Raw genomic sequence first — 7,458 nt, 5'->3', positions numbered from 1 at the left:
GGGTCCACAACGCGTCACAAACCGCCAGCGTGTGATCGAGCAGCCTCCCCCGGCGGCGGAATGGCAGGCCCGCCGCCTCGTACTCCTCGCGCTGCCAATCGACACCCACTCCCAGATCGACTCGGCCGCCCGACAGCACGTCTAGGGTCGCGACCTGCTTGGCAAGCACCACAGGTCGGCGCAGTGCCGCCAACAGCACCGCGGTGCCGAGCCGGATACGGGTGGTCAACGCCGACAACGCGGTGAGCACGGTCAGCGGCTCGAGCCACTGACCGTCAGGGCCGGTCGGCTGGCGGCCACCTGCGATCCCACCGAGCGCCGGGTTGGCGTATGAGTCCGGGTTCTCGCCGAATGCGACGTGATCGGAGACGACGACGCGGTCCACACCCGCAGCGTCCATCGCCTGCCCCAGCGCGAGAGTCGAACTCCACACGTGATCCGGATTATCGGTGAACGTACGCAGCTGAAATGAAATCTGAGGTAATCGTGACATCTCTCTCCGACTCCCGCTTCACCGGGTGGACGTCGTGAACGGCGTGCGATAGAGATAGCGGCTGGTAGGTACCGTGTCGACGTTCTTTGCTGCTCCAAATGTCTTGACACTGTCGAGCATTCGGTTCATTCGGTCTCGCAGGTCCGCGTCGTCGCAAGCACCGTAGAAGACGTGCGGGTTCCAGGCCGCTTCTGCGGGGAAGAGTTCCTCGACGATACCGTCGATAGTGGGTGCGTTTGTGGTCAGCGGCCGAACCACGAAGTTCTGGGTGTAACCGAAGGTTGCCTGCGTCTCGATCGCAACCGGGGTGTGGCAGATCTGCCACCTGTGCAGCCATGTCGATTTGTCGAGTGCCGCGGGCCGTCGCAGCAACGCGACGTTGGCCAACCCCGGGGTCCGGTGACCGCCACCCGGATCGGGAGGAGCGATCGGCATCGATTCGGTTACCAAATAGGCTGCCACCGAATCAGCTTCGGCGTCGAGCAACGCTACCGCCGCCTGCACCTGCTCGCCGTAAGACTGCTGGGTCCATAGGCCCACCACCGCCGCGGCAGGTGGCTCCAGCGTCGTCAGGGTCAGCAGCGATTCTTGGACCGGCTCGTCGCGGACGTTCACCGCGAGGCCGGGCAGTCCGAGGTTCAGCAGGTCGGCAGCGACGGGGCCGCGGATCCGACGGCACCATTGCTCATCGAAGTTCGCGGTCCGCACGATAATCACTACTTTTTCCATGACGTTCTTCCCCTGTTTTGACGTGCCCATTCACCCGTGCACACGGCATGCCGGTAGGGTCTCGATTGCATCAATGGTTAGCACCCGCCGTGCGATACGCCAGCCGGCATCGGTGCGCCGGTACTCATCGGAGTAATGCAGATACCAGACCACGTCCGTGATCTGGCCATCGGTGTCTGTCCAGTGGTGAGCGACACCGGCGATGGATCCTGTCGCTGAGCGGCACGAGGTCGAGGCGGTGTAGACCTCCCCGACGATCGCATGATGTGTTCGGGCGAGCCGACTCAGCGGCGCCATCGCTGCACGCACCCCGGCTTGACCGTTGTGTCGAACTGACGGATCGAGGTGATCGGGTGGTCTCGGTAGGGTGAGTTCGGCTGTCATCGTGAACAATTCAGCGGCATCGTCGAACCGGCGCGCGTCAACGTAAGCCGCGTAACGGTGCACTAGGTCAGATAAGTCAAACCGGTCGACGGCAGGCAACCTCATGATGCTGAACTTAACAGCAGTCGGGTATCGCTTGTCGGTGTGAACCCAGTCGTATCTGGACCCCCATCCAACGTCAAGCGGGATCTGAGGGACAGGGCCGACGCCGAGTCATTGCGCTCGCCCACTCCGCCGCTGGACCAGCGCGGCCGGCACCCGAATGTGCGGCAAGCGTTGATCATGCTGGCCAACGAGTGCACGTCGTAACCACGCGAAGCCGCGCCAAGCCACGGCCGATAGATTGACGAGAAATAGAACACGTTCTAGTGTCGAGGCGTGTTCTCCCAGCCGCTGGCCGCGGCGATCGCCGAGGCGGAGCAGTTGGTGGCCGCCGCACCCCATGCCGAGACCGAAGCCGACCTGGTGGAGGGGCTGCAATATCTGGCCGGCTGCGTGGCCGCGTGCACGCATATGGTATTTCACCAGGAGCGCGACCACCCGTTCCTGCTGTCTGGTACGGGGCCGTTCACCAAGATGGGTCTGGACAACCCCGATACTCTATATTTCGGCTGTCGCGTGCAGGCCGGGCACGACTACGCTGTCACCGGCACGCGCGGTACCACCACCGACCTGAGCTTCCAACTCCTCGGCGGGGAGTACAGCGAAAACAACCTTCCGGCGAGCGAAGCTGCCTTCGACGACCGGAAACTCGACATCGCCGCCGACGGTCGCTTCCAGTGGCGGTTCTGCCCGAAGGCGCCGTCGCAGTTGGTGATTCGTGAAGTCTACGGCGACTGGTCGCAGCAGCGTGGCACGGTGGCCATTTCCAGACTGGACACCGCGGGAACCGCTCCGCCGCCGTTGACCCGGGAACGGATCGAAAAGCGTTACACCGCAGCGGGAAGGCAGCTCGTCAATCGAGTCAAGACTTGGCTGGCGTTTCCGCAACGGTTCTATCTCGATATCCCGGTCAACACCATGGTGGCGCCCCGACCCACCCCCGGCGGGCTGACCACCCAGTACTCGTCGGCCGGGCATTTCGAGCTGAGCCCCGATCAGGCGCTGGTCATCACGCTGCCGGTAAGCGATGCGCCGTATGTGGGTTTCCAGCTGGGCAGCATGTGGTACATCTCGCTGGACTACCTCAACCACCAGACGTCGCTCAACAGTACGCAGGCCCAAGCCGACCCAGACGGCAAGATCCGCATCGTGGTCGCCGACCAGAACCCGGGCGTCACCAACTGGGTCGAGACGCTCGGACACCGGCGTGGCTTCCTGCAGTTCCGTTGGCAGCGGGTGTCGCGAGTGCTCACCGTTGCCGACGGACCCGCCGTGGAACTCGTCGACTGCTCGGCGGTGCCGGCCGCGCTGCCCTATTACGAGCACAACAGGATCTCCGACAACGGCTGGCGGGATCGCATCGCGCAACGTCAGAATCAAATCGCCAACAGGATGCTGGGGTAGTGATGGCCGGAATGCTCGCAGGAAAGGTCGTGGTGATCAGTGGTGTCGGTCCGGCGCTCGGCAGCACGTTGGCGCACCGGTGCGCCGCCGAAGGTGCCGATCTCGTACTGGCGGCACGCACCGTCGAGCGGATCGACGGCTTGGCCGAGCAGATCGCGCAGACTGGACGACGTGCGGTTGCGGTGTCCACCGACATCACCGACCAGACTCAGGTGGCGAACCTAGTCGATACCGCGCTTTCCGAATACGGTAGGGCCGATGTGTTGATCAACAATGCATTTCGGGTGCCATCTATGAAGCCGCTGGCGGAGACCACGTTTCAGCATATTCGCGACGCCATCGAGCTCACCGTGCTGGCAGCGCTGCGGCTGATCCAAGGCTTCACGCCCGCTCTCACCGAGACTAACGGTGCGGTGGTCAACGTCAACTCCATGGTGATCCGGCACTCGGATGCCAAACATGGCGCGTACAAGATGGCCAAGTCCGCGTTGTTGGCGATGTCGCAATCGTTGGCGACCGAACTCGGTGAGATCGGTATCCGGGTGAACTCGGTTGCACCCGGTTATATCTGGGGCGAGACATTGAAGGGTTACTTCGCCCACCAGGCTGGCAAGTACGGGACCACGGTGGATCAGATCTACACCGCGACCGCTGCGAAATCCGACCTGAAGCGGCTGCCCACCGAGGATGAGGTGGCGTCGGCGATCATCTTTTTGGCCAGCGACCTGGCGAGCGGCATCACCGGGCAGATCCTCGACGTCAACTGCGGCGAGTACCACGCCTGATGGGGCCCACCGGCCGCGTTGATGTGGGCACCGTCGAGGACTTACACGCATCGGCGACCAAGCTGGTCGGCCTTGAGGATTTCGGCGCCGGCGACGACAATTACCGGGAGGCGTTGGCCGTGTTGCTGGCGTCCTACCGGGAAGAGGCGGACCTGACCGAACTGGGCAGCAAGATGAACCGGTTTTACTTGCGCGGCGCGCTGGCGGCCAGGCTATTGGCCGAGGCCGGCTGGAAACAGTACCCGCAGCACGCCGATGTCGTCATCGAGCGGCCGATTTTCGTTACCGGTCTGCCACGCACCGGCACCACCGCACTGCACCGGCTGCTCGGCGCCGACCCGGCGCATCAGGGTCTGCAGATGTGGCTGACCGAGTACCCGCAGCCGCGCCCGCCGCGGGAAACCTGGGACGCCAACCCGGTCTTCCAGCAGATGCAGGCCCAGTTCACGCGGCATCACAACGAAAACCCCGGCTACACCGGTTTGCATTTGATGACCGCCGACGGGCTCGAGGAGTGCTGGCAGTTGCTACGCCAGACCCTGCACGCGGTGGCATATGAAACCCTGGCGCACCTGCCGAGCTATGCGCAGTGGCTGTCCAGGCAAGACTGGAAACCGTCATATCGGCGGCACCGCAAGAATTTACAGCTGATCGGCCTGAACGACACCGGAAAGCGTTGGGTGTTGAAGAACCCCAGTCACCTGTTTGCGCTGGACGCGCTGATGGCCACCTATCCGGATGCGCTCGTCGTACAGTGTCACCGCCCGGTCGAGACCATCATGGCGTCGATGTGCTCGCTGGCCGAGCACACCACAGCCGGATGGTCGGACACGTTCGTCGGTGCGCAGATTGGTCACGACGCGATGGAAACCTGGTCGCGGGGCCTGGCAAGGTTCGACGCCGAACGCGTCAAGTACGATCCGGCGCAGTTCTGTGACGTCGACTATGCCGACTTCGTCGCCAACCCGCTGTCCACTGTGACCGGGATCTACCGGCACTTTCACCTGCCGCTCTCGGATGCGGCACAGCAGGCCATGGTCGAGACTCTTGCCGAGAGCCGCAGTGGCCCTCGCGCACCGGAACACCGTTATTCCCTGGCTGATTACGGCCTGACCGCGGAGGCAGTCAGGGAACGCTTCGCCGGCCTGTAACCCAGCCACCCGACTGCGAGCATGCACAAACTCGCACGTACGAGGCTCCGGCAGTGCGAGTTGGTGCATGCTCGCGGCTGAGAATGCTCAGACAGCGTGTTTGATGCTGTCGGTTAATCTCGGGCAGGAGCGGGCACGCCTGCTGTCACCGCCTTCGGCACGCAGTTCGGCAAAGTACGCGCAGCGCCGCATCGCCTCGGAATTCCATTGCACCGCCGTGTAGCCGAGCGCGAGTTTCTTGACGGCGACGCTGGCATGGCAGAACCGGCAGTCGACTTGCGTCAGCCCGGCGTTGAGGTAGTGCTCGCTATCCCGGCGGCTCGCTTCGGCAATGGCTGGCCCGTCACTGGAGTTCACCTCGAACCCTGCTCAGCCTGACGCTTGAGGTTCACATCGACCTCGGTGCGCCATTTTTCGTTGGCAGCGGTTGGGTCCACCTCGAGCTCGAAGCGGTCCGTCATTTCAGCGGTGACGTCGGCCGCATCCACAAAAAACTGTGAATACCAACGGCGCAGCTGGTAGACCGCACCGTCCTCCTCCACCAGCAGCGGGTTGTCGATGCGGGTCTTGTGCTTCCAGATCTCGACGTCCTGCAGGAAGCCCTTGCTGACGCCGTCGGTCATCGCATCGGCGAGCTTGTCGGTTGTCGCGTCGTCCAGGCCCTTGGGCTTCTCGACGATCACGCCCCACTGCAGGACGAACTTGTCCTGGGTCACCGGGTAGTGGCAGTTGATCAGGATGGACTCAGCCTGGTACCCGCTGTATGTGTTGTGCAGCCAGTTGATCATAAACGACGGCCCGAAATATGAAGCTTCCGAATCGAGTTCGGCCGAACCGTAGCTGGTCCCCAGGCCCTCGATGTCGGGACGACCGATGTTGTGCAGGTATTGGGAGGCGATGTGGCCTTCGAACACGTTCTTGAAATAAGTCGGCCGGCCGAAGTGGATGTAGAAGAAGTGCGCGAAGTCGGTGACGTTGTCGATGATGTCGCGGCAGTTAGAGTTGATCTCCATGCTGTTCCACCGCCAATCGGTCCACTGGTCGCTGGAGGCCTCCGGAATCTCCGGGATCCGGACCTCCGGCGGTGGCGGGTTGCCCTCGTGGTCGTGCCAGACGAAGAGCAGGCCACCACGCACGTCGGTGGGCCAGGATCGGGTGCGGGCCGCACGCGGGGTCCGCTTGGAGTAGGGCACCAGCTTGCACCGGCCGTCACCGCCCCAGCGCCAGTCGTGGAACGGACACGCCACCTCGTCGCCCTTGATAGTGCCCTGGGTGAGGTCGCCGCCCATGTGCCGGCAGTAGCCGTCGAGGACGTGCAGATCCCCGTGCGAGTCGGCGAAAACCACGAGTTTGGTGCCGAAGGCGTGCAGGGCGTGTGGTTTTCCGTCTCGGAAGTCGTTCGCCACGCCGACGCAGTGCCAGCCGCGTGCGTATCTGGTCGGCAATGTGCCGGTGTCGATTTCGCGGATGCCGACGTTGGCAGAGTCACCCATGACCCGATATCCTCCACTCGCATACTCCAACTAGAACACGTTACAGTTTTGTCCTGTGCCGCGCAATGATCGTGGGTCAGGTGCTGTGCGCGACGGCCGGCGGTATATATCTAGGTCATGCAACTGTTTTCCTTCCACGGTCGATCGCCAACCGTCGACGACGGCGCGTTCGTTGCGCCGACCGCCACCCTGATCGGCGACGTCACCATCGAGAAGGGCGCGTCGGTGTGGTTCAACACCGTGCTGCGCGCCGACGACGCGCCGATCACCGTGCGGCAGGGCGCCAACGTCCAGGACGGATCGGTGCTGCACGTACCACCAGGCGTTCCGGTTGATATCGGCCCGGGCGCCACAGTGGCCCACATGTGCCTCATCCACGGCGCACACATCGGGGCCGAAGCGCTGATCGCCAACCACGCCACGGTGCTCGACGGTGCGGTGATCGGCGCGCGCAGCATGGTAGCGGCTGGAGCGCTGGTGCTTCCCGGCACCCAGATTCCCGATGAGGTGCTGGTGGTCGGTGCGCCGGCCACGGTCAAGGGTCCGATTGCCGGCACCAGTGCTGAGATGTGGGTGAACGTCAACCCGAAGTTCTACCAGGATCTGGCCGACCGCTACCGCACCGGGCTGAAGCCCGTAAAACGCTGACGGCAGACAGTCGCCTCGCGCCGGTCAGACCGGGCGCGCCGTCGCGGTGGTGCGGTCCAGCTCCCAGTAGGCTCGCAGCGCCGTCAGCTTGCCCTCGTTGTCGACCCGGTAGGTGAACACACCCTCGGTGGTGACCTGGTAACCGCCCATGGTGATCACGACCGAACCGACGTTGGCTTCCTCGTTGCCGCAGCAGAAGCTGTCGACGAAGTTGAACTCGATCCTGTCGGTCGGAGCGATCGCCTTGTCCCAGAACGCCGAGATGGCGT

Annotated in this window: 9 protein-coding genes and 1 pseudogene; 4 read left to right on the top strand and 6 right to left on the bottom strand. The window is 63.7% G+C overall.

The genetic code is table 11. The features are described 5' to 3' along the window. The 3 genes from AC2VOP_RS10970 to AC2VOP_RS10960 form a co-directional block, all read right to left on the bottom strand. On the bottom strand, nt 1-493 hold a 493-nt coding region (locus AC2VOP_RS10970; RefSeq protein WP_486960987.1), incomplete at its 3' end, for an LLM class flavin-dependent oxidoreductase. An 18-nt stretch (nt 494-511) separates the two neighbouring features. Continuing rightward, nucleotides 512-1,222: an EthD domain-containing protein gene (locus AC2VOP_RS10965; protein ID WP_486960986.1), complete on the bottom strand. Its 711-nt coding sequence runs from the start codon at nt 1,220-1,222 to the stop codon at nt 512-514. 30 nt (nt 1,223-1,252) lie between these two features. After that, nucleotides 1,253-1,711 (bottom strand): nuclear transport factor 2 family protein, encoded by a 459-nt coding sequence (locus AC2VOP_RS10960; RefSeq protein WP_486960985.1) that lies wholly within the window; start codon nt 1,709-1,711, stop codon nt 1,253-1,255. Nucleotides 1,712-1,984: 273 nt separating this feature from the next. Between AC2VOP_RS10960 and AC2VOP_RS10955 the strand changes: the two genes are divergently transcribed. The 3 genes from AC2VOP_RS10955 to AC2VOP_RS10945 are packed head-to-tail and all read left to right on the top strand — an operon-like array spanning nt 1,985 to nt 5,048. Then, complete coding sequence (locus tag AC2VOP_RS10955; protein ID WP_486960984.1) at nt 1,985-3,112, top strand: hypothetical protein; 1,128 nt, start codon at nt 1,985-1,987, stop codon at nt 3,110-3,112. A 2-nt stretch (nt 3,113-3,114) separates the two neighbouring features. After that, nucleotides 3,115-3,897, top strand: a complete 783-nt coding sequence (locus AC2VOP_RS10950; protein WP_486960983.1) for an SDR family oxidoreductase — start codon at nt 3,115-3,117, stop codon at nt 3,895-3,897. Beyond that, nucleotides 3,897-5,048, top strand: coding sequence for a sulfotransferase family protein (locus AC2VOP_RS10945; protein WP_486960982.1), 1,152 nt, complete (start codon nt 3,897-3,899; stop codon nt 5,046-5,048). Before AC2VOP_RS10950 ends, AC2VOP_RS10945 begins: the two co-directional genes overlap by 1 nt. Before the next feature lie 87 nt (nt 5,049-5,135). Here AC2VOP_RS10945 and AC2VOP_RS10940 read toward each other — a convergent pair. Both AC2VOP_RS10940 and AC2VOP_RS10935 read right to left on the bottom strand, forming a co-directional pair. Beyond that, nucleotides 5,136-5,384, bottom strand: a pseudogene (locus tag AC2VOP_RS10940) (hypothetical protein); the annotation flags it as partial. A 17-nt stretch (nt 5,385-5,401) separates the two neighbouring features. Further along, the gene (locus tag AC2VOP_RS10935) at nt 5,402-6,541 is read right to left on the bottom strand and encodes a 3-ketosteroid-9-alpha-monooxygenase, oxygenase component (protein WP_486960981.1); all 1,140 of its coding nucleotides are present in this window, start codon (nt 6,539-6,541) and stop codon (nt 5,402-5,404) included. 117 nt (nt 6,542-6,658) lie between these two features. Between AC2VOP_RS10935 and AC2VOP_RS10930 the strand changes: the two genes are divergently transcribed. Further along, nucleotides 6,659-7,189, top strand: coding sequence for a gamma carbonic anhydrase family protein (locus AC2VOP_RS10930; RefSeq protein WP_486960980.1), 531 nt, complete (start codon nt 6,659-6,661; stop codon nt 7,187-7,189). Between the two features lie 24 nt (nt 7,190-7,213). Here AC2VOP_RS10930 and AC2VOP_RS10925 read toward each other — a convergent pair. Beyond that, nucleotides 7,214-7,458: nuclear transport factor 2 family protein (locus AC2VOP_RS10925; protein WP_486960979.1), on the bottom strand; the 245-nt coding region annotated here is incomplete at its 5' end.

It is taken from the genome of Mycobacterium sp. TH-M106, assembly GCF_057473765.1.
Note: the sequence above shows the minus strand (reverse complement) of the source record. Positions and strands in the feature narration are given on the sequence as shown.

Excerpts from the sequence above, each read along its gene's own strand:
- AC2VOP_RS10965 (WP_486960986.1), bottom strand. The coding sequence starts at position 1,222 with ATGGAAAAAGTAGTGATTATCGTGCGGACCGCGAACTTCGATGAGCAA.
- AC2VOP_RS10960 (WP_486960985.1), bottom strand. The coding sequence starts at position 1,711 with ATGAGGTTGCCTGCCGTCGACCGGTTTGACTTATCTGACCTAGTGCAC.
- AC2VOP_RS10950 (WP_486960983.1), top strand. The coding sequence starts at position 3,115 with ATGGCCGGAATGCTCGCAGGAAAGGTCGTGGTGATCAGTGGTGTCGGT.
- AC2VOP_RS10945 (WP_486960982.1), top strand. The coding sequence starts at position 3,897 with ATGGGGCCCACCGGCCGCGTTGATGTGGGCACCGTCGAGGACTTACAC.
- AC2VOP_RS10935 (WP_486960981.1), bottom strand. The coding sequence starts at position 6,541 with ATGGGTGACTCTGCCAACGTCGGCATCCGCGAAATCGACACCGGCACA.
- AC2VOP_RS10930 (WP_486960980.1), top strand. The coding sequence starts at position 6,659 with ATGCAACTGTTTTCCTTCCACGGTCGATCGCCAACCGTCGACGACGGC.